Annotated in this window: 22 protein-coding genes; 11 read left to right on the top strand and 11 right to left on the bottom strand. The window is 72.4% G+C overall.

Features of this window, described 5'->3' with window-relative positions; translation table 11 throughout:
* Positions 1–5 precede the first annotated feature (5 nt).
* Positions 6–2,279 (bottom strand): acyl-CoA dehydrogenase, encoded by a 2,274-nt coding sequence (locus A3Q37_RS22105; RefSeq protein WP_065487347.1) that lies wholly within the window; start codon positions 2,277–2,279, stop codon positions 6–8.
* Positions 2,280–2,467: 188 nt separating this feature from the next.
* Between A3Q37_RS22105 and A3Q37_RS22100 the strand changes: the two genes are divergently transcribed.
* The 5 genes from A3Q37_RS22100 (at position 2,468) to A3Q37_RS22080 (ending at position 7,996) form a co-directional block, all read left to right on the top strand.
* Complete coding sequence (locus A3Q37_RS22100; protein ID WP_065487346.1) at positions 2,468–4,045, top strand: MFS transporter; 1,578 nt, start codon at positions 2,468–2,470, stop codon at positions 4,043–4,045.
* Positions 4,046–4,203: 158 nt separating this feature from the next.
* Positions 4,204–4,791 (top strand): class I SAM-dependent methyltransferase, encoded by a 588-nt coding sequence (locus tag A3Q37_RS22095; protein WP_255311901.1) that lies wholly within the window; start codon positions 4,204–4,206, stop codon positions 4,789–4,791.
* Between the two features lie 92 nt (positions 4,792–4,883).
* Positions 4,884–5,828 (top strand): N-acetylmuramoyl-L-alanine amidase, encoded by a 945-nt coding sequence (locus tag A3Q37_RS22090; RefSeq protein WP_065487345.1) that lies wholly within the window; start codon positions 4,884–4,886, stop codon positions 5,826–5,828.
* A 195-nt stretch (positions 5,829–6,023) separates the two neighbouring features.
* Positions 6,024–6,872 (top strand): DUF5336 domain-containing protein, encoded by an 849-nt coding sequence (locus A3Q37_RS22085; RefSeq protein ID WP_065487344.1) that lies wholly within the window; start codon positions 6,024–6,026, stop codon positions 6,870–6,872.
* Positions 6,873–6,985: 113 nt separating this feature from the next.
* Complete coding sequence (locus tag A3Q37_RS22080; protein ID WP_065487343.1) at positions 6,986–7,996, top strand: LLM class F420-dependent oxidoreductase; 1,011 nt, start codon at positions 6,986–6,988, stop codon at positions 7,994–7,996.
* A gap of 10 nt (positions 7,997–8,006) precedes the next feature.
* On the opposite strand, the gene A3Q37_RS22075 is transcribed toward A3Q37_RS22080, so the two are convergent.
* Positions 8,007–8,786: a maleylpyruvate isomerase family mycothiol-dependent enzyme gene (locus A3Q37_RS22075; protein ID WP_065487342.1), complete on the bottom strand. Its 780-nt coding sequence runs from the start codon at positions 8,784–8,786 to the stop codon at positions 8,007–8,009.
* 87 nt (positions 8,787–8,873) lie between these two features.
* Positions 8,874–9,449, bottom strand: a complete 576-nt coding sequence (locus A3Q37_RS22070; protein WP_065487341.1) for a hypothetical protein — start codon at positions 9,447–9,449, stop codon at positions 8,874–8,876.
* A gap of 128 nt (positions 9,450–9,577) precedes the next feature.
* On the opposite strand from A3Q37_RS22070, the gene A3Q37_RS22065 reads away from it, so the two are divergent.
* Positions 9,578–9,868: a hypothetical protein gene (locus A3Q37_RS22065; protein ID WP_079137920.1), complete on the top strand. Its 291-nt coding sequence runs from the start codon at positions 9,578–9,580 to the stop codon at positions 9,866–9,868.
* Positions 9,869–9,901: 33 nt separating this feature from the next.
* Here the strand turns inward: A3Q37_RS22065 and A3Q37_RS22060 are convergent, their stop codons facing one another.
* The 3 genes from A3Q37_RS22060 to A3Q37_RS22050 form a co-directional block, all read right to left on the bottom strand.
* Positions 9,902–10,975, bottom strand: coding sequence for a prenyltransferase (locus tag A3Q37_RS22060; RefSeq protein ID WP_065487339.1), 1,074 nt, complete (start codon positions 10,973–10,975; stop codon positions 9,902–9,904).
* Positions 10,972–11,703: a class I SAM-dependent methyltransferase gene (locus A3Q37_RS22055; protein WP_065487338.1), complete on the bottom strand. Its 732-nt coding sequence runs from the start codon at positions 11,701–11,703 to the stop codon at positions 10,972–10,974. Before A3Q37_RS22055 ends, A3Q37_RS22060 begins: the two co-directional genes overlap by 4 nt.
* A gap of 88 nt (positions 11,704–11,791) precedes the next feature.
* A complete protein-coding gene (locus A3Q37_RS22050) occupies positions 11,792–13,108 on the bottom strand; it encodes a glycosyltransferase family 4 protein (protein ID WP_065487337.1) in 1,317 nt (438 codons plus the stop codon).
* 264 nt (positions 13,109–13,372) lie between these two features.
* On the opposite strand from A3Q37_RS22050, the gene A3Q37_RS22045 reads away from it, so the two are divergent.
* Positions 13,373–14,002, top strand: coding sequence for a TetR family transcriptional regulator (locus A3Q37_RS22045; protein WP_065487334.1), 630 nt, complete (start codon positions 13,373–13,375; stop codon positions 14,000–14,002).
* Here A3Q37_RS22045 and A3Q37_RS22040 read toward each other — a convergent pair.
* The 3 genes from A3Q37_RS22040 to A3Q37_RS22030 all read right to left on the bottom strand — a co-directional run bounded on the left by A3Q37_RS22040 (position 13,950) and on the right by A3Q37_RS22030 (position 15,824).
* Positions 13,950–14,588: a 4'-phosphopantetheinyl transferase superfamily protein gene (locus tag A3Q37_RS22040; RefSeq protein ID WP_255311896.1), complete on the bottom strand. Its 639-nt coding sequence runs from the start codon at positions 14,586–14,588 to the stop codon at positions 13,950–13,952. The two genes, A3Q37_RS22045 and A3Q37_RS22040, sit on opposite strands and share 53 nt — an antisense overlap.
* A 17-nt stretch (positions 14,589–14,605) precedes the next feature.
* Entirely contained in the window at positions 14,606–14,878 is a 273-nt protein-coding gene (locus A3Q37_RS22035; RefSeq protein WP_065487329.1) for an acetyl xylan esterase, read from the bottom strand.
* A gap of 82 nt (positions 14,879–14,960) precedes the next feature.
* Positions 14,961–15,824 carry a hypothetical protein gene (locus tag A3Q37_RS22030; protein ID WP_065487323.1) on the bottom strand — a complete coding sequence of 288 codons (864 nt, stop codon included), beginning with the start codon at positions 15,822–15,824 and terminating at the stop codon, positions 14,961–14,963.
* A 329-nt stretch (positions 15,825–16,153) separates the two neighbouring features.
* Here A3Q37_RS22030 and A3Q37_RS22025 point away from each other — a divergent pair, with 329 nt between their 5' ends.
* The 4 genes from A3Q37_RS22025 to A3Q37_RS22010 are packed head-to-tail and all read left to right on the top strand — an operon-like array spanning position 16,154 to position 21,642.
* On the top strand, positions 16,154–17,254 hold the full coding sequence (locus tag A3Q37_RS22025; protein ID WP_176711481.1) for a phytanoyl-CoA dioxygenase family protein: 1,101 nt from the start codon (positions 16,154–16,156) through the stop codon (positions 17,252–17,254).
* Positions 17,236–18,558 (top strand): DUF6271 family protein, encoded by a 1,323-nt coding sequence (locus tag A3Q37_RS22020; protein ID WP_065487319.1) that lies wholly within the window; start codon positions 17,236–17,238, stop codon positions 18,556–18,558. Before A3Q37_RS22025 ends, A3Q37_RS22020 begins: the two co-directional genes overlap by 19 nt.
* Positions 18,555–20,360: a condensation domain-containing protein gene (locus A3Q37_RS22015; RefSeq protein WP_065487317.1), complete on the top strand. Its 1,806-nt coding sequence runs from the start codon at positions 18,555–18,557 to the stop codon at positions 20,358–20,360. The genes A3Q37_RS22020 and A3Q37_RS22015 overlap by 4 nt, the downstream gene beginning before the upstream one ends.
* 1 nt (position 20,361) lies before the next feature.
* The gene (locus A3Q37_RS22010) at positions 20,362–21,642 is read left to right on the top strand and encodes an MFS transporter (protein ID WP_065487314.1); all 1,281 of its coding nucleotides are present in this window, start codon (positions 20,362–20,364) and stop codon (positions 21,640–21,642) included.
* A gap of 10 nt (positions 21,643–21,652) precedes the next feature.
* On the opposite strand, the gene A3Q37_RS22005 is transcribed toward A3Q37_RS22010, so the two are convergent.
* Both A3Q37_RS22005 and A3Q37_RS22000 read right to left on the bottom strand, forming a co-directional pair.
* Positions 21,653–22,027, bottom strand: a complete 375-nt coding sequence (locus A3Q37_RS22005; protein WP_065487312.1) for a type II toxin-antitoxin system VapC family toxin — start codon at positions 22,025–22,027, stop codon at positions 21,653–21,655.
* A 244-nt stretch (positions 22,028–22,271) separates the two neighbouring features.
* Positions 22,272–22,730, bottom strand: a complete 459-nt coding sequence (locus A3Q37_RS22000) for an ATP-binding protein (protein WP_065487310.1) — start codon at positions 22,728–22,730, stop codon at positions 22,272–22,274.
* Positions 22,731–22,909 lie beyond the last annotated feature (179 nt).

Raw genomic sequence — 22,909 nt, 5'->3', positions numbered from 1 at the left:
GCTGTTCAGTCCCGGGGCAGGCCGAGGATGCGCTCGGCGACGACGTTGAGCTGGATCTGGGTGGTGCCGCCCGCGATGGTCAGGCAGCGGGACATCAGGAAGCCGTGGAGGGCCCGCTCCCCCGCCGCCGGTTCGTCCACCGCGCCCTGCGGGCCGAGGAGTTCCAGGGTGAGTTCGGCGACCTTCTGCTGGTGGAGCGTCTGGACGAGCTTGCGGACCGAGGCCCCGGCGCCGGGTTCGCGGCCGGAGACCTGCCGGAGGGTCGTGCGCAGCCCGATGCAGGCGAGCGCGTGGGCCTCGGCGGCGAGGGCTCCGATCCGGGCGCGTACGGTCTCGTCGAGCCCGGCCGAGCGGGCGATCAGCGCTTCGAGACCGCTGTCGAAGGTCATCTGGTCGGCCATGTGGACGCGTTCGTTGCCGAGCGTGTTGCGGGCGACCCGCCAGCCGCCGCCGACCTCGCCGACGACGGCGTCGGCGGGGAGGAGCACGTCGTCGAAGTACACCTCGTTGAAGAGGGATCGACCGGTGATCTCCTTCAGCGGCCGGATGTCGATGCCCCGGGCCTTCTTCATGTCGACGAGGAAGTACGTGAGCCCGCGGTGCCTGGGCGCGTCCGGGTCGGTGCGGGCCAGCAGGATGCCGTGGTCGGCGGTGCGGGCGGCGCTCGTCCAGACCTTCTGCCCGGTGATCCGCCAGCCCTCGTCGGTCCGTACGGCACGGGTGCGCAGCGCGGCGAGATCGGATCCGGCGTCGGGTTCGGAGAAGAGCTGGCACCACTGGAGGTCGCCGCGCAGAGTGGCCGGCAGATAGCGCTCGCGCTGCTCCTCGGTGCCGTACGCGATGAGCGACGGCACCACCCAGGTGGCGATGGACAGATCGCTGAGCCGGATCCCCTGCTCGCGTAACTCCTCCTGGATCGCGAGCTGTTGTACGGGTCCGGCGTCCAGCCCGTACGGGGCGGGGAGGTGCGGGGCGGCGTAGCCGGTGGCGGCGAGGGCGCGGCGGGCCTCGCGGGGTGCGAGGCCCCGGGCGGCGGCGAGGTGGGGGCGGGCCCCGGCGCGGTGGCGGGCGGCCTCGGCGGGGAGTTCCAGAGCGAGTTCGCGGCGGGCCCCGGCCTCGGCGAGGCGGGCGGCGCGCAGCCGGTGGGTGTCGGCGGGGCCGAGGAGCTGGCGGGCGAGGACGGCGCGGCGCAGCTGGAGGTGGGCGTCGTGCTCCCAGGTGAAGCCGATGCCGCCGAGGATCTGGAGGGCGTCCTTGGCGCAGGTGTACGCGGTCTCCGGGGCGGTGGCGGCGGCGAGCGCGGCGGTGAGCCCGCGCGCGCCGGCCCCGGTCTCCTCGCCCACGGTCGCCTTGACCCCGGTCTCCTCGTCCGCCGCGCGGGCCGCGTCCCAGGTGAGGGCGCGGGCCTGTTCGAGGCGGACCAGCATGTCGGCGCAGAGGTGCTTGACCGCCTGGAACGCCCCGATGGGCCGCCCGAACTGTTCGCGTACGGCGGCGTGGGCGACGGCGGTGTCCAGGCTCCGGGCCGCGGTGCCGCAGGCGTCGGCGGCGAGGAGGACGGCGGCCAGGTCGCGGACCAGCCCCGGGTCGTCGATCGGCACGGCCCGGTCCGCCGGTACGTCAACGGCGTCGGCCCGCACCTCCGCCGTCGGCCGGGTCGGGTCGACGCTGCGGTGCGGGCGCACGGTGAGCCCTTCGGCCCCGGCGTCCACGAGGAACCAGCGCTCGCCGTCGGGCGTGGCGGCGGGCAGCAGGAGCAGGTCGGCCGCGTCGGCGCTCAGGACGGGCGGGGCGCTGCCGTCGAGGCGGTGGCCGGTCGCGGTGGGGGTGGCGGTGGGGGTGGCGATGAGGGTGCCGGGGGTGAGGGCGAAGGCGGCGGTGCGGTCCCCGGCGGCCAGCGCCCGGAGCAGGTCACCGGTCCCGGGGCTCACCGCCCGCCGCAGCACCGCGCCCACCAGCGTGGTCGCGAGGTACGGGCCGGGGAGCGATCCGTACGCGGCCTCCTCCAGGACGACGGCGAGGTCGAGCAGGCCCCCGCCGCCACCCCCGTACGCCTCGGGCAGATGGATGCCGGTGAGCCCTTGAGCGACGAGCGCCTTCCAGTGCGCGGGGCGCGCACCGGCGGCGGCCGGGCCGTCCGCGTCGAGGAGTTCGCGCGCCTCGCCGGGGGGTGCGGCGCGGGCCAGCCACCCCCGTACGGAGTGCGCCAGCGCGCGGTGCTCCTCGGTGATCCCGATGCCGGTACCGATAGCCGTACCCCTGCCCATGCCCGTACCCATGCGCGTCTCCGCCAGTCGCAGCCACTGGAACGGCGCAAGAGTAGAACACGTTCCAATTCGACGGAAGGTCAGGAAGGTACCGGATCCGGACCCGAACAGCCGGAATAGAAGGACGTCCCAGAAGCGTTCACCCTGCACACACTTGGGGGGAGCCCGGGTGACCGACGGCCGCCCGGGAGGCCCCACGCATGCGACGGACGCGACAGACACGGCACATACAGGAGCTTCCCGAGCCGCCGAAAGCGCGGCGTTCCGGCGGCATCGTGCCCGTCCTCGCCTTCGCGGGCATCACCGTCGCGGTCATGCAGACCCTGCTCGTCCCGGTCATCAAGGATCTGCCGGTCCTGCTGGACACCGCCCCGGCCGACGCCACCTGGGTGATGACCGCCACCCTGCTCGCGGGCGCCGTCTCGACCCCGATCATGGGCCGGCTCGGCGACCTGTACGGCAAGCGGCGGATGCTGCTCGCCTCGCTGGCCGTCATGGTGATCGGCTCGCTGACCTGCGCCTCCACCGACGATCTGATCGTGATGATCACCGGCCGCGCGCTCCAGGGCTTCGCGATGGGCGCCATCCCGCTCGGCATCGGCATCATGCGCGACGAGCTGCCGCGCGAGAAGCTCGGCTCGGCGATGGCGCTGATGAGCTCGTCCATCGGCGTGGGCGGCGGGCTCGCGCTGCCCGTAGCCGCGCTGGTCGCCCAGCACGCGGACTGGCACGTCCTGTTCCTCGGGTCGGCCGGGCTCGGCCTGCTCGCGATGGCGCTCACGTACACGCTCGTCCCCGAACCCCCGCTGCGCGCACCCGGCTCTTTCGACCTCCTCGGCGCCCTCGGACTCTCGCTCGGCCTGGTCCTCCTTCTTCTGCCGATCACCAAGGGCAGCGACTGGGGCTGGACCTCGGCGCCGACGCTCGGGCTGCTCGCCGCGTCCGTGGCCACCCTGGTGCTGTGGGGCCTGTTCGAACTGCGCACCCCGGCGCCGCTGGTCGATCTGCGCACCACCGCCCGCCGTGAGGTGCTGCTCACCAACCTCGCCTCGATCATGGTCGGGGTCGCCTTCTACGCGGTCTCCCTGGTCCTTCCGCAACTGCTCCAGCTGCCCACGTCGACCGGGTACGGCCTCGGGCAGTCCATGGTGGTCGCCGGGCTCTGCGTGGCCCCGCTGGGCGTGACGATGATGTTCGTCGCCCCGCTGTACGCCCGGCTCTCGGCCCGCCACGGCCCGAAGACCACGCTGATGCTCGGCATGCTGGTCATCGCGCTCGGTTACGGGGCCGGGCTCGGGCTGCTCTCCGCCGCCTGGCAGACCGTGCTGATCGCGGTGGTGCTCGGCGCGGGCATCGGCCTCGCCTACTCCTCGCTGCCCGCCCTGATCATCGGCGCCGTAGACCCGTCGGAGACCGGTGCGGCCAACGGCCTCAACACCCTGATGCGGTCCATCGGCACCTCGGTGTCGAGCGCCGTCATCGGCATGGTGCTGGCCAACACCTCCGTGACCATGGGCTCGGTCGAGGTGCCGTCCATGGAAGGATTCCGGATCTCGTTCCTGATCGCCACGGGCGCGGTGCTGATCGGCCTCGTACTGGCGGCGTTCCTGCCCTCGCAGCGGCCCTCCGCGCACCCGGTGCTCCTGGCGAGCAGCGCGGACACCGGGCCGGGCCCCGCCGCCTCCCCCGCGCCGGTCACCCCGGTCGCCGCCACGGCCCCCGCCGAGGCCGCCGGCCGGAACGTACGGCACGATGGGTCGCCGTCGATCGGCCCCTGAGCCGCCCCGCCCCACCTGTACCAAACTGGAGGAACCCCGTGACCGCCGAGTCCGCCGCCGCTTCCGCTTCCGCGTCCGCCGCCGGAACCGCCGCGCCCACGGGACCCGCCGGACCCGGGCCGGAGATCCTCGCCGCGTTCGAGGCCGCCAAGGGGTTCATGCCGGTCCACGAGGGCCTCGCCCTGTACGCGGCCGCCACCGAGGCCGGTGCGCTCGGGCTGCCGCTGCTGGAGGTGGGCACGTACTGCGGGCGCTCCGCGATCCTGCTGGCGGACGCGGCGCGGGCGGCCGGGGTGACCGCGCTCACCGTGGACCACCACCGGGGCAGCGAGGAGCAGCAGCCGGGCTGGGAGTACCACGACCCGAGCGTGGTGGATCCGGAGGTCGGGCTGATGGACACGCTCCCGACCTTCCGCCGCACCCTGCGCCGGGCCGGCCTGGAGGACCACGTGGTGGCGCTCGTCGGGCGCTCCCCGCAGGTCGCCGCCGTGTGGAGCGGGCCGCTCGGGCTTGTCTTCGTCGACGGCGGGCACACCGACGAGCACGCGAACGCCGACTACGAGGGCTGGGCCCCGCATGTCGTCGAGGGCGGGCTGCTGGTGATCCACGACGTGTTCCCCGACCCGGCCGACGGCGGGCAGGCCCCGTACCGGATCTACCGGCGGGCGCTGGCCTCCGGGGCGTTCACGGAGGTGTCGGTGACGGACTCGCTGCGCGTGCTGCGCCGCACGGGCGCCGGGATCTGAGCCGTACGAGACCGGGCATCCGAGCGGTACGGCACCGGGGCCCGGGCCCTTGCAGCGGGCCGCCCCGACGGCCGGGTGGGTAGCATCGCCGCGTGCCGTACGACGACAGCCCTCCCTCCACCCGCCGCGCCCGGCCCCTGTCCGTGGCCGCCGCACTGGCCGCCGTATGCCTGACCGCAGCCGGATGCGGCGGCGGCCAGGAAACCGGCGAGGACGGTGCGGCCTCGCCCCGGCCCGGCGGGGAGGCCGCGACATCGGCGGCCCCGACGCCGACCGGGAAGCAGCCGGAGCCGACCGTCTCCGGCTCCGCTTCCCCTTCCGTTTCCGGCTCCGCTTCCGCTTCCGCGAAGCCGCTGCCGAAGGGCCCGCTGACCGGCCGGACCGTGGTGATCGACCCCGGCCACAACCCGGGTAACCGGGATCACACCCGGGAGATCAACGAGCAGGTCGACATCGGCACCGGCCGCAAGGAGTGCGACACGACCGGGACGGCCACCAACGACGGTTACGCGGAGGCCCGGTTCACCCTCGACGTCTCCCACCGGCTGCGCGCGCTGCTGGAGGCCGAGGGCGCCCGGGTCCGGCTGACGCACGACGCGGACCGGCCGTTCGGGCCGTGCATCGACGAGCGGGCCCGGATCGGGAACGAGGCGAAGGCCGACGCGGTGGTCTCGGTGCACGCCGACGGATCCGCGGTGGGCAACCGGGGTTTCCATGTGATCCTGCCCGCCGGGGTCAAGGGCGGCGGCGCCGACACCTCGAAGATCGTGAAGAGTTCCGCCGATCTCGGCGCGAGGATCGCGGGACACTTCGCGCGCACGACCGGAAGCGCACCTTCCAATTACCTCGGGGGAAATACCGGTCTGGACACCCGCGATGATCTCGGTGGACTGAATCTGTCGACCGTGCCCAAAGTGTTCGTCGAATGCGGCAATATGCGTGATCCGAAGGACGCCGCACTGCTCACCAGCGCGCGTTGGCGGCAGAAGGCGGCCCAGGGACTGGCCGACGGCATTACCAGCTACCTGAAGGGGTAGTTCTGCGGTGATATTGGGGGGATACCCGCTCATCATCCGGGCTCGGGGGCAACCCGCCCGGGCAGACGATAGATTCATCCGTACGATGGGGAGCCGATCCCGAGCTTCGAGCCGCACCGGCGGCAGCGACGACCGCCCCGACGAGACGACCGACTGACGACCGCCCCGACGAGACGACCGACTAAGGACCTTCACGTGAATATCCGATCCCTCACACGAGGCGACGGCGTGGTGATCGGAGCAGCGGTCGTGCTGTTCATCGCCTCTTTCCTCGACTTCTCCAGCTACGACTGCCCGCAGGGCATCGACTGCTCCCGGTTCGACAGCCCGAACGCCTGGGACGCTCTCGGCATCCTGATGAGCGTCTACCTCGCCGGCGTCATCGCGGCGGCGCTGCTGATCGTGAGCCGTGCGATGCCGGGCCGCAAGGTCGCCGGGCTGGATCTCGGCCAGTTCGGCGCGGCGCTCAGCGTCTTCGCGCTGTGGACCGCCTTCTGGACGATCATCGACATCAACAACGCCGGAGCCGGCCTGATCCTCGGCCTGCTCGCCACCATCGTGCTCGCCGGTGGCGCGATCGCCGGTCCGCTGGTGCCCTTCCTCAAGGCCCCGCTGCTCAGCCCGGCCGGTCCGGGGCAGGGCGGCCAGCCGCCGTACGGTGCACAGCCCGGCCAGGGCTACGGCTTCCCGGGCGGCCAGCAGCAGGCGCCGTACGGCGCGCAGCCGAGCCAGGGTTACGGCTACCCGGGCGCGCCCCAGCAGGGCCAGCCCGCCCCGGCCGACCAGGCGCAGGCGCAGCAGGCCCAGGCCCCGCAGCCCGCGCAGGGCGGCGCGGCCCCGGCGGGTGACTTCACCCCGTTCTGGTTCGCCGTTCCGGTGGCGCGCCCGCTGTACGGCGAGGACGGTTCGCCGAACCCGATCGCCGAACTGGCGCCGGGCACCTGGTATCTCGCGGTGGAGCAGCGCGGCCAGAGCCTGATCGCCCAGACGCAGGACGGCCGTCGTGGCGTCCTCCAGGACACGACGGGCATCCAGCGCGGCTGATCCCGACGCGTACAGCGCGGCCCCTCGCCCTTCCGGGCGGGGGGCCGTTGTCGTACAGTCCACTCCGCACCCATACATCTGACGTACCGTCAGTCATGGCTGGAGGGAACGGTATGCGGCTCGGACTCGCGCTCGGGTACTGGGGCCGCGGCCCGGACCCCGGCCAGCTCGCCCTGGTCCAGGAGGCCGAGCGGATCGGCTACGACTCGGTGTGGACGGCGGAGGCCTGGGGCTCGGACGCCTTCACTCCGCTGACCTGGATCGCCGCCCACACCTCGCGGATCCGGCTGGGGACCGGCATCGTCCAGATGGCGGCCCGCACCCCCACCGCGACGGCCATGCACGCGCTGACCCTGGACCATCTCTCCGGCGGCCGGATGCTGCTGGGCCTCGGTCTGTCGGGGCCGCAGGTGGTGGAGGGGTGGTACGGGCGGCCGTTCCCGAAGAGCCCGCTGACCGCGACCCGGGAGTACGTGGAGGTGATCCGGCAGGTGCTGGCGCGGCAGGGGCCGGTCGAGCTGGCGGGCCGCTTCCACTCCCACCCGTACGACGGTCCGGACGCCACCGGCCTCGGCAAGCCGCTGAAGCCGATCACGCATCCGCTGCGGGCGTCGCTTCCGGTCCTGCTGGGGGCGGAGGGTCCGAAGAACATCGCGCAGACGGTGGAGATCGCGGACGGCTGGCTGCCGCTGTACTGGTCGCCGCTGCGCACCGACGTCTACGGCGCCTCGCTGGCCGGACTGCGGGAGGGTTTCATGGTCGCGCCGATGGCCCGCGCGCACGTCTGCGACGACGTGGCCGAGGGGCTGTGGCCGGTGAAGGCGATGCTCGGCTTCTACATCGGCGGGATGGGGCACGCGGCCCGTAACTTCCACGCCGATCTGATGGCCCGCATGGGGTTCGAGGAGGAGGCCCGGCGGATCCAGGAGCTGTTCCTCCGGGGCCGCAAGGAGGAGGCGGTGCGGGCGGTGCCGGACGCGTTCGCCGACGAGATCTCGCTGATCGGGCCGCGCGCCCGGATCGCGGAGCGGCTGGAGCTGTGGCGCAAGGGCCCGGTGACGGATCTGCTCGTCACCGCCCCGGACCCGCACACACTGCGGGTCCTGGCGGAGCTCAACTCCTAGGCGAGGCCGGTCAGCCGAACGACGAGCGGTCCAGCCAGAAGTCCAGCAGGGCCGCGTCGCCCAGCACCTCGACCCGTGAACTGGTCGGCTCCAGGCGGCGGTTGAAGACGAGCATCAGATCGGTGAGCGGGCCGCGCAGCGCGACCGTGGCCTTCTCGTGCGCGTGCCGCCAGGTGAAGCGGTCGTCGCCGAACTCGATCAGCCACTCCGCGCCGGGCACATCGGTGGCGTGCAGATGCAACAAGCGCCCGCCGCCCCGCAGTTCGGCCGCCTCCGGGTCGCCTTCCTCCTGGGCCAGGGCAACGATGCCCAGCCACTCCTCGATGGTGTCGGCGGCCACCTCGGCGTCGACCTCGTACGGGGCGCGGGCGGCGAGCGCCGCGTCCGCCCGGTGCACGGCCGTCTCATGCGTCATGCGGCGCGCCCAGAAGCCCGTACGCTGCTCCGTCACCCAGGTCCACACCTCGGCGTCCGGCCCGGCCTCCCGCAGCGCGGCGACGGTGGCGGCCGCGCCCTCGGCGAGCCAGGCGTCCAGCGCGGCCGGGTCCTCGTCGTCCGGACCCCCGAAGCCGGGCACCTTGTCCTCCGGGAACTCCTCGGTGGCCCGGGTACGGACCATCTCGCCGACCCAGCGGTGCGCGCCGCCGACGTGCACCGCGAGCTCGCGGAGGGTCCAGTCGGGGCAGCTGGGGACGGTCGCGGTGAGATCGGCACCGGTCAGCACCGCGCGCAGGGCGTCGGTCTGCGCCAGGATCTCGTCGCAGTAGCGGTCGTGGGAGAGAGACATCATGCGGCACCTTAACCAGCGGAACCCGGGATGATCATCCCGATATCCGACCGGTGTTGTCCGCCGACCGGACAACACCGGCCACAGGCGCTACCCGGTCAGCTGGGAGGTGGAGGGAACCTTGTCCTTCACCTCGGCGCCCGCGTCCTTGCCCGCGTTCTTGATGCTCTCGATGACGCTCTCGAACGCGCCCACGTCACCCTCCCCCGCCTCGCCCTTGCGGAGCTTCGTCCCCAGCCCCTTGAGGGATTCGATCCCGGCGGTGAGCGGAGCGACGGCCTTCGACAGCAGCGGGTCGCCCTTGGCGTTCTCCGCCGCGGCCTTGAGCCGGTTGTAGGCGAAGCCGCCCGCCAGGCCCGCCTTGACGAGCGCGAGCCGCCGCCCCTCCGCGCCCTTCTTGAAGGTACCGGCGCGGTACGGCTTCACGATCCACTGGTACGTCGCCCCCGCCGCGAGCCCCGCGTTGGCGACGAACCGGGTCTTGGCGAGCCGCTGCTTCTCGGCCGAGGCGGAGACGGAGACGGACGGATCAGCCGCAGCCGAGGCGCTCGCGGCGGTGCCGCCCGAGGTGTCGTCGGAGCCGCCGCACGCGGTGGCGCCCGCCACCAGGGCGCAGGACAGCAGCAGCGCGGCCAGGGTGCGGCGGAGCGGTACGGAACGGGGCACGGCGGGGCCTCCTGACCGAGAGTGACGGACCTCGGCACTCCCGCCCAGACTCACCTGCTCCCCCGGCGGCCGCCACTCGGTGCGGGCCGTCCGGGTTTCACCCTGCGTAAAGCGGCAACCAGAGTTCCATGTCTCCCAGAACCCGTTCAGGAAGCAGCTCAGCGGCACGCGTCATCGCCGTCGTGGCCGACATCTTGGCCTTCGTCATCATCCTCTGGATCCTGATGTACCTGCTGGACGCCAACCGCGGCAACGACTTCGTGCAGTGGGTGCACGACGCGGCCCGCTGGCTGGCCGGCTGGTCGTACGACCTGTTCACGTTCGACCGGGCGTGGGCGAACGTCGTCGCCGGTTACGGTCTCGCGGCGGCCGTCTACCTCTTCATCGGGCACGCCGTGGCGGGCCGGGTCCGTCGCTGAACCGGGCCCGCCCCAGGGCGTGTCCGGCGGTGTTCAGCGGCAGCAGTCCGGCTCCAGGCCGACCGGCAGCCGCTCGCCCCCGAAGACCGCGGTGGTCGCCTCGTCCCCTCCGAGGGCGGCCACCGCGAGGAGCAGGGAGCCCGCCGTCCAGGTGGTCAACTCCTCGGGCCAGACGGCCTTGTTGCCCTCGAAGACGTACCCCGTCCAGTACATGCCGCCCTCGGCGCGCAGATGCTGGATCGACTGGAGGATCTCCAGGGCCCGGTCCGACTCGCCCGTCGCCCAGAGGGCCAGGGCGAGTTCACAGCTCTCGCCGCCGGTCACCCAGGGGTTGGGCAGCACGCAGCGCACCCCGAGGCCGGGGACGACGAACCGGTCCCAGCCCTCCTGGATGCGGGCGGCGGCCTCGGCCCCGGTGACCGCGCCGCCGAGGACCGGGTAGTACCAGTCCATCGAGTAGCGGTTCTTGTCGAGGAAACGTTCGGGGTGACTGCGGATCGCGTGCGCCAGCGCCCCGGTCGCCAGCTCCCAGTCGGGCTGCGGCTCCTCGCGGCGCTCGGCGATGGCCAGCGCACAGCGCAGCGCCTGGTGGATCGAGGAGGAGCCGGTCAGCAGCGCGTCGTTCACCGGGGTGCCGTCGGACTCCCGCTTCCAGCCGATCTGGCCGCCGGGCTGCTGGAGCCGGAGCACGAACTCGACCGCCGCGTAGACCGTGGGCCACATCCGGTCGACGAACGCGTCGTCGCCGGTGGCGAGGTAGTGGTGCCAGACGCCGACGGCGACGTACGCGACGAAGTTGCTCTCCAGGCTGCGGTCCGTCGGCCGGAGCGGATCGCCGTCGTGGTAGGCGGCGTACCAGGAGCCGTCGCCGTTCTGGTTGCGGGCGAGCCACGCATAGGCACGTGCGGCCGCCTCGTGCTCGCCGGCCGCGTCCAGGGCCATCGCGGCCTCGGTGTGGTCCCACGGGTCGAGGTGATGCCCCCGGAACCAGGGCAGCGCCCCGTCCTCCCGCTGTACGGCGGCGATCGCGGCGACCGTCTCGGCGGCCTGGGATGCCGTCAGGACACCCGGCAGAACGAGGTGTTCGGTCTGTTCGGGGGTGCTCACGCCTCGGCCTTCGGAAGGTGCGGCTTGGTGGCGTACGCGACGAAGCTCTTGCCGACGACCGGGTTGAGGAGCTGCTCGGCGACCCGGGTCGCGAGCGGCTTCTTCATGATGTCCCAGACCAGCAGCTTGTGGTACGCCCGCACCGGCAGGGCCTTGTCGTTGTCGACGCCGAAGGCGCACTTGAGCCACCAGTAGGGCGAGTGCAGGGCGTGCGCGTGGTGGGTGCCGTACGGCTTGAGTCCGGCCTCACGGATCCGGGCGAGGAGCTGGTCGGCCTTGTAGATGCGGATGTGGCCGCCCTCGACCTCGTGGTACGCGTCGGAGAGCGTCCAGCAGATCTTCTCGGGGCCGTAACGCGGAACGGTGATGGCTATCCGGCCGCCCGGCTTGAGGACCCGGACCATCTCGGCGAGGACGCCCTTGTCGTCCGGGATGTGCTCCATGACCTCGGAGATGATCACGACGTCGAAGGAGTCGTCGGGGAAGGGCAGGTTGAGGGCGTCGCCCTCCATCGCGGTGGCGGTGGCGCCCTCGGGGGCCTCGCCGGCCTCCTTCATCGCGGCGAACCACTTGGCGACCTCGCGGATCTCCTCGCCGTTCTGGTCGAGGGCGACGACCCGCGCCCCGCGCCGGTAACACTCGAAGGCATGCCGGCCGGCACCGCAGCCCAGGTCGAGCACTCGGTCGCCGGCAGCGAGCGGGAAGCGGGTGAAGTCGACGGTCAGCACGAGGGCCTGCCTTCGAGGTCGGAGGTACGGGTGGTGACGAGCGGGTCCGCGGTCGCCCGGGGGCGTACGGCCGCCGGGGAGCCGGCGGTCACCTGCGGACTCCGCGGGCGGTGATCGCCTGACGGTACAGCTCGGCCGTTCCGGCGGCCGCCCGGGCCCAGGTGAAGTTGGCGAGCACCCGGTCGCGGCCCGCCGCGCCGAGCCGGGCGCGCAGCTCCGGGTCGGCCAGCAGCCGGGCCAGCGCCCCGGCCAGCGCGTCCGCGTCGCCGGGCGCCACCGCGAGGCAGGTCTCCCCGTCGCGGCCGGAGACCTCGGGGATCGCGCCGCCGGTGGTGGCGACGAGCGGGGTGCCGGTGGCCATGGCCTCGGCGGCGGGCAGCGAGAAACCTTCGTACAGCGAGGGCACGCAGGAGACCTGGGCGCCGCGCACCAGGTCGACCAGCTCGGCGTCGCTGATGCCCTTGACGAACTCGACGGCGTCCGTGAGCCCGTGCCGCTCGATCGCGCGGGCGACCGGCCCGTCCTCGGCGCGCTTGCCGACGACGACGAGGTGGGCGGCGGGGTTCTCGGTACGGAGCTTGGCGAGCGCGTCGACGAGGTGGACGAGGCCCTTGAGGGGGACGTCGGCGCTGGAGGTGGTGACGATGCGGCCCGGGACCTCGGGGACGGAGGGGTCGGGCGACCACAGGTCGGTGTCGGCGCCGATGTGGACGACGCTGATCCGGTCCTTGCGTACGCCGAGGTCCTCGACGATCTCGTCGCGGGAGGAGCCGGAGACGGTGAGGACGGTGTCCAGCTTGCGGGCGACCCGCTTCTGCATGCGGGTGAAGGCGTACCAGCGGCGTACGGAGGCGCGCCGGCGGCGGCTCGTCGCGGCGGCCAGGTCGAGCCTGCGGTCCACGGTGATGGGGTGGTGGATCGTCGTCACCAGCGGGGCCCCGAGGTCGCCGAGGAGCCCGTAGCCGAGGGTCTGATTGTCGTGGACGACGTCGAACTCACCGCGCCGGGAGAGCAGGTGGCGGCGGGCGCGCAGGCTGAAGGTGAGCGGTTCCGGGAAGCCGCCGGTCCACATGGTGGCGACCTCGGCGAGGTCGATCCAGTCGCGGTACTCGCCGCGCTTCGGCGTACGGAACGGGTCGGGCTGCCGGTAGAGGTCGAGGCTGGGCAGCTCGGTCAGCGGAACGCCCTCGTCGAGCACCGGATAGGGCTGCGCGCCGATGACCTCGACGCTGTGCCCGAGCCGCGCGAGCTCCCGCCCGAGGTGGCGTACGTACACACCCTGGCCGCCGCAGAACGGATTGCCCTTGTAGGTGAGGAGTGCGATGCGCAACGGCCGGTCGCCGACGGTCCCGGCGATGCTGCCGTCGCCCGTGCGGGGGCCTGTCTCTATGGCCTCAGCGGTCACACTCGGCCCCCTTCTGACTGCTGTGTTCGCCGGAGCGTAACCGGTCGCGCTAATCTAGAACAAGTTTCAGACTTGCTAGAACAAGTTTCATACTTGATCGCTCGACGTGCATCGAATCTACCGGCAGGTAGCGTCGGCGGAACGGCCGGATCAGGTGATTCGCGCCACGACGGACGCCCTGGCATGCTGTGCGCGCCCGGACGGCCCGCTTCGCCCGTTCGGGTGGATCAAGCCATGGATCGTGGATCGTGGAACGGGGACAGCATGACCGCGGACGCCAGACCGGCAGCGCCTGCGCTGACCGAGCGCCAGGAGGCCCGTCGCCGCCGCATCCTGCACGCCAGCGCCCAGCTGGCCAGCCGGGGCGGGTTCGAGGCGGTGCAGATGCGGGAGGTGGCCGAGGCCGCCGGGGTCGCCCTGGGCACGCTCTACCGCTACTTCCCCTCCAAGATCCATCTGCTGGTCGCGACCATGCAGGACCAGCTCCAGCACCTGCACACCACGCTCCGCAAACGCCCGCCGGCCGGCGAGGACGCGGCCCAGCGGGTGGCCGAGACGCTGATGCGCGCCTTCCGCGCCCTGCAACGCGAACCGCACCTGGCGGACGCCATGGTCCGCGCCCTCACCTTCGCGGACCGCAGTGTGAGCCCCGAGGTGGACACGGTCTCCCGTCTGACGACGGCGATCATCCTGGACGCGATGGGCTTGGAGCACCCGACCCCGGAGCAGCTCTCGGCGGTCCGGGTCATCGAGCACACCTGGCACTCGGCGCTGATCACGTGGCTGTCGGGCCGGGCGTCGATCGCCCAGGTGAAGATCGACATCGAGACGGTCTGCCGCCTCATCGACCTGACGGCGGAGCCGGGGCGGGAGACGGAGCCGGGGCGGGGCTGAGTGCCCTGTGGGCGCCGTCCGCTCCGGCGAGCGCGACGACGGCCGCACGCCCCCGGTCCGTCCACTGCGTCAGCCGGACGCCCTCCGTCCCCGCCTTGAACAGCGCCTCCCGCCGGACCCACAGCCGCAGCAGCGCCGGACCGGGATCGGGCTCGGCGCAGGCGGCGTCCACCTCGTCGTGCGGCAGCAGCCGCCGCAGTACGGAGACGGGCCCCGGCCGACGCGTCAGGGGCTCCACATCGATACCGGCCGGGCCCGGCCCGACCACCGCCGCGGCGAGTCCGTCGGCGTGGCTGTAGCTGACGCCAAGGCCGGGGTGGTCCGGGAGATACGGCCGGCCGTGCCCGTCCCGCCCGCATCCCGGGCAGCGCTGGGCGGGCACGATGTCCCGGGGCGACAGCCCGGTGACCCGGGAGGCGCAGAGCCGCAGCAGCAGCCGGGCCGCCACCACGTCGTCGCGCCGGGCGGGCACCCGGACACCCGCGAGCCGCTGCCGCTCCCACGGGGCGAGCAGGCCCTCGTCCAGCTCGGGGTGGGACAGCACCTCGGCGGTGGTGGCGACGAGCGCGACGGATGCTGTTCTCACTCGGCCGGGGCCTGCGCTCAACCGGCGGAGACCTCGGCGCGGCCGGCCGGGGCCTCCGCGTGGCCGGCGGGGTCGAGGAAGCGCTCCTTGACGCGAGCGAGGGTGCGGAAGTCGTCGATGGTGACCTCCTGAAGGTCGATGCTGCTGCCCGAGATCTCTTCCAGGAGGTCGATGAACTCCAGGAAGTCCATCGAGTCGATGAGGCGGGCTTCGATGAGGTCCTCGTCCACGCCGATCGGGCCGTCGAGACCGGGGTTCTTCTCGTGGAGCCACGCTGAGACCTGGTCCATGGGGGAGATCGCTCCTCTTGCTGTTCTGGTGACTGAGCCGTTCCGGCGACCGGCGGACGGTGGACGGTGGACGGGGTGGAGGTCAGGAACCGGTGGCGGCGGCCCGGAGCCGCTCCAGCGCCTGCTCGGCCGTGCCGTGGGCGAGGATCATCGCGTGCACCCAGCGCTCGACGCCGAAGGCAACGCAGGAGCTGTACGCGGGCCCGTGGGAGCCGGCGCGGATGGAGAGCCGCTCGCCGAAGAAGTTGCGGTGCCGGTTGACGGAGGCGATGGCCGTGCCGTCGGGGGCGCTGTACTCGTACTTGACCGGGTCCAGCGCCATCAGCCGGGCCCGCGACCCCCCGTTGTCGTAGAACGGGTCGTCGGCCGCCGCCCGGGTCAGGGTCAGGCCGAGCCGTCCGGCCACCTCCTGGACGAACTCCCCGCCGCGCGCCTGGTGTTCGGTGGCCCCGTCCTTGGTCCCGAGGTAGATCACCTCGCGCATGTGGAACCCCCACAGGCGGCGCAGGCCGTCGTAGTGGGTCTCGTTGCGGAAGCAGCGGCCGACCGCCGAGAGCCGCAGCCCGTCCTCGCCGACGTCCTCGCCCTCCAGAGAGAGCAGCAGTCCGTAGCAGGTGGCGGACGGCAGCACATGGCCGGTCGGCTGGAGCGGGAGGTCCTGGGGCGATCCGCCGGAGGCCAGCCCGTCGAGCACATCCGGGCCGAACCGGCCCGCGGATACGCCGAGATGGGGGAAGTTGCGGAAGAAGTCCAGCCGCGCAAGGCCGTCGACGGAGAGCAGCGGGGGCCCCACCACCTCGGGCGCGGAGAGCCGCGCGGCCAGACCGGTCAGCAGGTCGTCCAGGCCTCGCAGCAGGGCGGTGCGGACCGGGTCCAGCGTGATCAGCCCGGCGCCGGGGCTCTTCAGCTCGATGTCCGGCAGGGCGGTGATGCTGGGTGTGTTCATGGGACCGCGTCTTTCTGAAAAGCGGGTTGACAGGTCGTCACGAACCCGACCACGCCCTTGGACACTAGGCCCGTCGCTCGCTTGTTGTCTAGACCAAAAATACCGAACGCCAGGTATCGCTTCCATGGCCACCGAGCACGGGACGGCACGCCATATCCCCATATGTACCGGGCACTTGACAGCTCGGGCGGTCTGGACCAATCCTGCTGATCGACGTGGTCACGGCTCCTCGCACCACGGCACTGCCATCCGTCCCGCCGACCGCGGCGACCCCGCTCCCCCGGGGTCGCCGCGCGGCCGGCCGAGGAGAAGAACCTGCCATGAACCTCATGACGACCCCCGCCCCTCGCCGTCGGCCCCGCCTGCACCGGGCGGCGTCGGACATCCCGTACTTCAGCGCGGACGGCGAGGCCTACCTCGCCCAGACGGCCCTGCGGGAGCTGGACAAGTCGCGTCCACTGCGGGTGCTGTCCGAGGAGGACTTCGCCCACTGGCAGACGTACGGCTACGTCATCGTCCGGGAAGCGATACCGGCGGCGACGGCCCGCCGACTGCTGGACTTCACCTGGGAGTTCCAGGGCCTGGACCCGGAGCGTCCGGAGAGCTGGTACGAGGACCGGCCGCTGCGCTCCGAGCTCGACCAGCAACTCCACATCTACGGCTTCGTGGAGGCGTACCACCACCAACTCCTCTGGGACAACCGGCAGTCGCGGCGGGTGTACGACGCCTTCGTCGACGTGTGGGACTGCGAGGAGCTGTGGGTCACCCTGGACCGGCTCAACCTCAACCCGCCCAACCGGGGCAACCGCGACCGTGCGCTGATCGAGCCGACGGACCGGGGCTTCGACATCGAGTTGCACTGGGACATCGACACCACGCTCGCCGTGCCGCCGCAGCGGGTGCAGGGCATCATCGCGCTCAACGACACCCGGCCGGAGACGGGCGGCTTCCAGTGCTGCCCGGAGCTGTTCCGGCAGTTCGACGCCTGGAAGGTCGCCCAGCCCGCGGACCGGGACCCGTTGCGCCCGGCGATCGACCGGGACGAACTCCCCGTCGTACGGCCGGATCTGCACCCCGGTGACCTGCTCATCTGGAACGGCCTGCTGGCCCACGGGGTGGCACGCAACCTCTCCGAGAACGGGGTGCGGGCCGTGCAGTACCTGTCGATGATGCCCGCCTTGGAGGAGCACGAGCGGCTGCGGAAGTCCCGGGTGGAGTCCTGGCGTCATCTGCGCACCCCGCGCTGGAACCGCACCCTGGTCGGCGACCCGGTGCTGCACGAGTCCAAGCGCTACCCGACGGCCGAGCTGAACCCGCTGGGCAGCCGGCTGCTGGGACTGGCCTCCTGGCAGGACCCGGTCGAGGACGCCGAGGGTACGGCAACACCCGCCGCGCGGAGCGGGGAGCCTTCGTGCGCCGCGTCTGCCTGACCCTGCCCACGCACCGGGCGTGCACCGGAACGATCGAGGCGATCGCCGAGGAAGCGGCGTACGGGGCAAGGGAGTTCGGCATACCGGTGCATCTCCTGATCCTGGACTCCTCCCCCGGGCAGGTGCTCGCCGAGCACCGGAAAGCGGTGGCCGTGCTGCCCGCGTCGCCGGGGGTGACCGTTCACCACTTCGACGAGGACGAGCAGCGGACTTTCCTGCGCGAGGTGCTGGACAGGTCCGGCGGAGCCTCGGCTTCAGCTTCGGCGGACCGGCTGCTGGAGCTGATGCTGCCGTCCCGGGTCTCCTACGGAGCCTGCACCAACCGGGCGTTCCTCATCGCCCAGGCCCTCGGCTGCACGTCCGTCCACCGCCGGGACTCCGACAGCCGCTACCAGTACGTCGACGGCGAACCGGTCTTCCCCCTCCACCAGGAGCTGACCTACCTGGGCCAACGGGCGGCCGACGTAAGGGAGTCGGCGACGAGGAGCAAGCTGCCACCGGGCTCGGGCAGCCGACGGGTGGCGGTGGCGGGCGGCTCCTTCGTGGGCGAGATGTCGGTGGACGTGGCGGAGATCCGCGACCTCGACCCGGAGACGTACGGCGCACTGGTCGGCCTGTCACTGCCCGGGGGCTACCCGGAGATCTGGCGCAAGCACCTGATCGACGCGGCGTTCCGGGGCGCGGGGACCGGAACGTTCGACGGCGACCGGACCGCGCTCGCCCCCATCAGCCCGACACAGGTCGACATGTGCAACATCGGCTTCGCCCACGAGCTGTACAGCAGGGTCCCGCTGCCGCCCGCACCCGACACCATCGGCACCGACTACTTCCTGCTCCACCTCGCCCACAATGCCCAGCTGCCCGGCCTCCGGCACAACCGGCACATCGTGAACTTCCATACGGAGGAGCGGCGTACGGACGCGGGCTTCCTCTCGTACCAGGTGCGCTTCGCGAAGTTCCTTCTCGCGACGGCGTATCTGAACACTGTGTACGCGAGGACGACAGCGGCCGGTGACGCGCTGCTCGACACCGAGGGCCATATCAAGGCGTCCGTCGTCGCTGGTTTCGTCCGGGACAGCGTCGATCTCGACCGTACGGAAGCCGTCCGCCGACTCGATGTCATCGACGAGGCCTACCGGCGGCTCGGCGGCCGCTACACGAGGGTGGCCGACACGCTCGCCGACCGCCGCCCCCGCCTCCTGGACGAAGCCCGCGACGACATGGCCGACTTCGCGCTCCTGATGGACCACTGGGAGGCCCTGACCCGGGCGAGCGCCGAAGCGGTTCCGGCCGTGACCCGATGACCCCCGCCGCCGGCAAGGACACCATGCACCAGAACCCCCCGCCCCTCACCACGACCACGGTCACCGTCGCCTACGCGGGCGGTGACGAGCGCCGGGGCCCCCTCACCATGGGCCAGGCCAACATGATCCGCTGCATCCTGCGGGACGACCCCACCCACATCAACATCCACGATGTGTGGCCCGTCCCCGAGGGCACCACCGTGGCGGCCGTCACCGACGCCCTGCGCGCCCTGGCCGTACGGCACGAGGGGCTGCGCACGACCTTCCCGCACCCGCCGCCGGGGGCCGCACCGGTCGAGCAAGTCGTGGCGGCGGAGGGCACGTTCACGGTGACGGTCCTCGACCACGCCGAGCTCCCCGGCGACCCGGCGGAGTACGCGGAGTCGGTGGCGCGGGCGTCCCGGGCCGGGCGCTTCGCCCTGGAGCGGGAGTTCCCGCTGCGGATCACCCTGCTCACCGTGGCCGGACAACCGGCCTACGTGGCACTGGCGTTCAGCCACGCGGTGGCGGACGGCAGCGCGATGGCCATCCTGCGCGAGGAGTTCGCCGAGCTGCTGGCGGACAAGGAGCTGCCGGAGGTCACGTCTCTGCCCCCGGTCGACCTGGCCGCCGTGGAGGCGTCCCCGGCCGGGCTGCGGAAGTCGGAGGCTTCCCTGCGGTACTGGGAGCGGATCCTGCGCACCGGCCCGCAGGAGATGTTCGCGGAGCCGCGCGGCCGGAGGCCGGGGACCGACGAGGAGGCCCGGCAGCTGACGCTCCGCTCCCGCCGGGGCGGCCGGGCGCTCGCCGGAGCGGCCCTCCGCACCGGGCACCCCGAGGCCACCGTGCTGATGGCCGCGTGGTGCGCGCTGGTGGCCCACCGGGCAGGCCAGGACAGCTGCGTCACCGCCGTCCCGAGCGCCAACCGGTTCCACGCCCGGGTGGCCCGTTCGGTGACCACCACGTCCCAGGACGCGCTGCTCCACCTGGACGTCCGGGTGGAGACGTTCGACGCGCTGGTCGCCCGGACGTGGGGCGCGGTGCTCAACGCCTACCGACACAGCCAGTTCGACTCCGTACGGCTGTGGGAGATGATCGCCCGGGTCACCGCCGAGCGCGGCAGCCACTTCGGCCGGGACGTGGTCTTCAACGACGTGAGCGCCCTGCCCGCCCCGCTCCTGGGCACGGACACGCAGGACCGCGACAACGCCGAGCACGAACTGACCTGGGGCCCGCCCCAGACGCTGCCGACCCGGCTGCTGGCCTTCACATACCGGACGGCGCCCCAGCTCCACATCTCCCTGTGGGCCGCCCCGTCGGTCTTCACTCCGGAGGAGGCGGAGGGGTTCCTCTCCGGGCTGGTCCTGCTCCTGGAGGCGGCGGCCGCCGGGAACGTACCGATGGAGGCGCTGGCCGAGCTGACGGGGGTACGTCCCGCCGAACGCGGGCCCGACTGGCTCCGGGTGGACGGCTGCTGGGTCTCGCCGGACGCCGTGCGCGAGACCCTTGGCCGGGCGGTGGGCGGGCTGCCGGTGTGGGTGGCGGAGGAGCCGGGACCGTACGGGACGGCGGACGGCACCGCGGCAGGCGCGGCCGGCACGGACCCGCACCTGACGGCGTACATCGCCCGCGGCGAAACCCCGTTGACACCCGCCGAGGCCCACAGGGCACTGACCGCCCTCATCCCGGCCGCCGGTTCGGGAGTCCTGGCACCCCACCGCTACGTACTCGTGGAGAACCCACCCACCGAGCCGGACCGGAGCGACGCATGGCGTCGGCTGGAGATCACCGAGGAAGGGACCGGCAGAAGCCGGCAGGTGTGACATGAGCGTTGACGACACGACCCTCCCGCAGCAGTCGGACACGCTGCCGAGCCCTTGGCGGTCGCCCCGGTTCCGGCTGTTCTTCACGGCCCGCAGTGCGTCGCTGCTGGCCGACGGCATGCTGATGGTCTCGCTGACCACGGCGGTGCTGGGGGCGGGGCACGGGGCGAGCGGCGTCGGGTACGCGCTGGCGGCGTGGATGACCCCGATCGTGCTGCTGGTGCTGTTCGGCGGGGTGCTGGCCGACCGCTTCACCCCTCAGCTGATGATGATCTGCGCGGATGTGGCACGCATGCTGGCCATGCTCACGCTGGCCACTCTGCTCTTCTCCTCCGACAGCGTCCCGCTGTGGCAGATCATGGGGCTGATGGCGCTGAGCGGGGCCGCGACGGCGATGTTCCAGCCCGGGATGGCGAGCATGGTCCCCCGGGTCGCGGAGGACATCCAGAAGGCCAACGCGCTGCTGCGGATCTCCGAGGCGCTGAGCACCCTGCTGGGCCCGGGCCTGGCGGGCATCCTCGTCGCGTACTGGCAGGTGTCGGGCTCGTACGTGGTCATCGCGGCGGCCTACGCGCTGAGCGCCCTGGTCCTGCTCCCCCTGCGCACCCTGCACACGGAACGCGACGAGGGCGACGCCCCGATGTGGCGCAGGCTGGCGACGGGCTGGCAGGAGTTCCGGTCCCGCCAGTGGCTGTGGGGCGTGATCGCGGTCTGGTCCGTGTACGGCCTGTTCGTGTTCGGCCCGGCGCTGCCGCTGGGCGCGACCCTGATGATCGAGCAGCACGGGGCGAGCGGGTACGGCTGGATCGCCTCGGCGGACGGCGCGGGCACGATCATCGGCGGCCTGATCGGCATGCGGGTCCGCCCGCGCCGCCCACTGGTGGCGGGTGCCCTGGCGATGCTCTGCTTCGCGCTCAACCCGTTGGCCCCGGCCCTGGAATGGTCCTTCGCGGCCACGGCGATCGCCCACGTGATCGCGGGTTACGGCTTCGCGTTCTGGGGCGTGATGTGGGCGACGAGCGTCCAGTCGCACATCCCACTGACAGTCCTGAGCCGCGTCTCGGCGTACGACGTCGCGGGCTCCATCATGGTCATCCCCCTGGGCCGCGCGCTGGCGGGCCCGGCGGCGGACGCGTTCGGCGCGAACGAGGTGCTGATCTTCTCGTCGGTGATGTCGTGCGCGCTGCTGGCGGCGATGCTGAGCGTCCCGGCGATCCGGGCACTGCGACGGGCACCGGAGGGCGTGCTTCGTACGAAGGCGGAGGGCGAGCCGGCGATCTGACCCCCTGCGATCAGACCCGCATAACTGCCACGTCGTACTGCGGGATCCAGTCGCTCCGGGTGACGAGTACGAGGTGGTGGGCCTGCGCCTGGGCGATGAGCAGCCGGTCGAAGGGGTCCTCGTGGACCATGGGCAGCCGCCCGGCCCGTACGCCGTGGGCGGCAGTGACGGGGAGGCTCGGGAAGGCGAGGTCACGTACGCGCTCGGCTAGGTCGCCCGGCCCCTCCAGCAGGCCGAGGTGCTGTTTGAAGGTGATCTCCCAGGGAGAGACGGCGCTGATGTGTACGGCGTCGGCGGAATCGAGGAGGCGTTTGACCTCCTCGGACAGGTCCGGTGCGTCGTCGAGCCACCACAGAATCACAGGGGTGTCGAGGAGAAGGCGCATCACGCCATCCCGAAGGCTGCGGAGATACGGGGGTGGGGGCCGTCGAAGTGAGGAGCGATCCGGACCTGCCCACGCAGTGAGCCACGCCCGTCGCGCCGCACGGTCGACTCCCGTACGGGTACGGCAGGCGCACCCGCCCCACGGATCACGACCGCCTGCCGGTCGACAAGCTGAATCAGGGTGCCGCGAAACAGGGGCCTGTCAGGCAGCGCCGAACGCCGCCGGAGGACACGCCAGAACGACTTCATGACATCACCGAGGGGCCGACAACCGTCGGCGCGGGAACGGCAGCAGGGGTCACGAGTTCCGCCCAAATCGTCTTCCCGATCCCGGCCGGCCGTTCCTTCACCCCCCAGCAGAAGGCCAACGCGTCGACGATCAGCAGCCCACGCCCACCCGTGTCCAGCTCACCGGGCCACCGCACCTCGGGGCGGCCGTCACCGGCGTCACTCACCTCCAGCCGGAGCCAGGCGCCCCGCTCCCGGCACGCGATGCGCACGCCGACCATCCGGTCCCCGGGGACGACCACGTGCACGGCATTGGTGACCAGCTCGGACAGCACCAACTCCGCCGTCTCTACCGCCTCCTGCCCGGCCCGCCACTCCCCGAGTTTGGCGCGGAGGAGGGCGCGGGCCCTCGGGACGCTGCTGCGGCTACGGACCAGCCGAAAGCCGGCCTCGTGAGATGCGGACTGCTCTGCCATGACACTCCCCAGCGAATGGACGACGGGACAGCAAGTGCCGCTCGGAGGAGCGACGTTGAGGTGTCTCGCCTTAGAGCCTGCCCGCACAACTCACATCGGCGCAACGTTGAATGGATTTCTGATGCTCAATTCACTCGTTCGGGCATACCGTGGCCGCAGTGATCCTCGGACTGATAGGG

The sequence above is a fragment of the Streptomyces sp. PTY087I2 genome, from assembly GCF_001687325.1.
Taxonomy (GTDB): domain Bacteria; phylum Actinomycetota; class Actinomycetes; order Streptomycetales; family Streptomycetaceae; genus Streptomyces.
The sequence above is the reverse complement of the archived record's forward strand: the minus strand, read 5'-3'. Positions and strand labels throughout refer to the sequence as shown.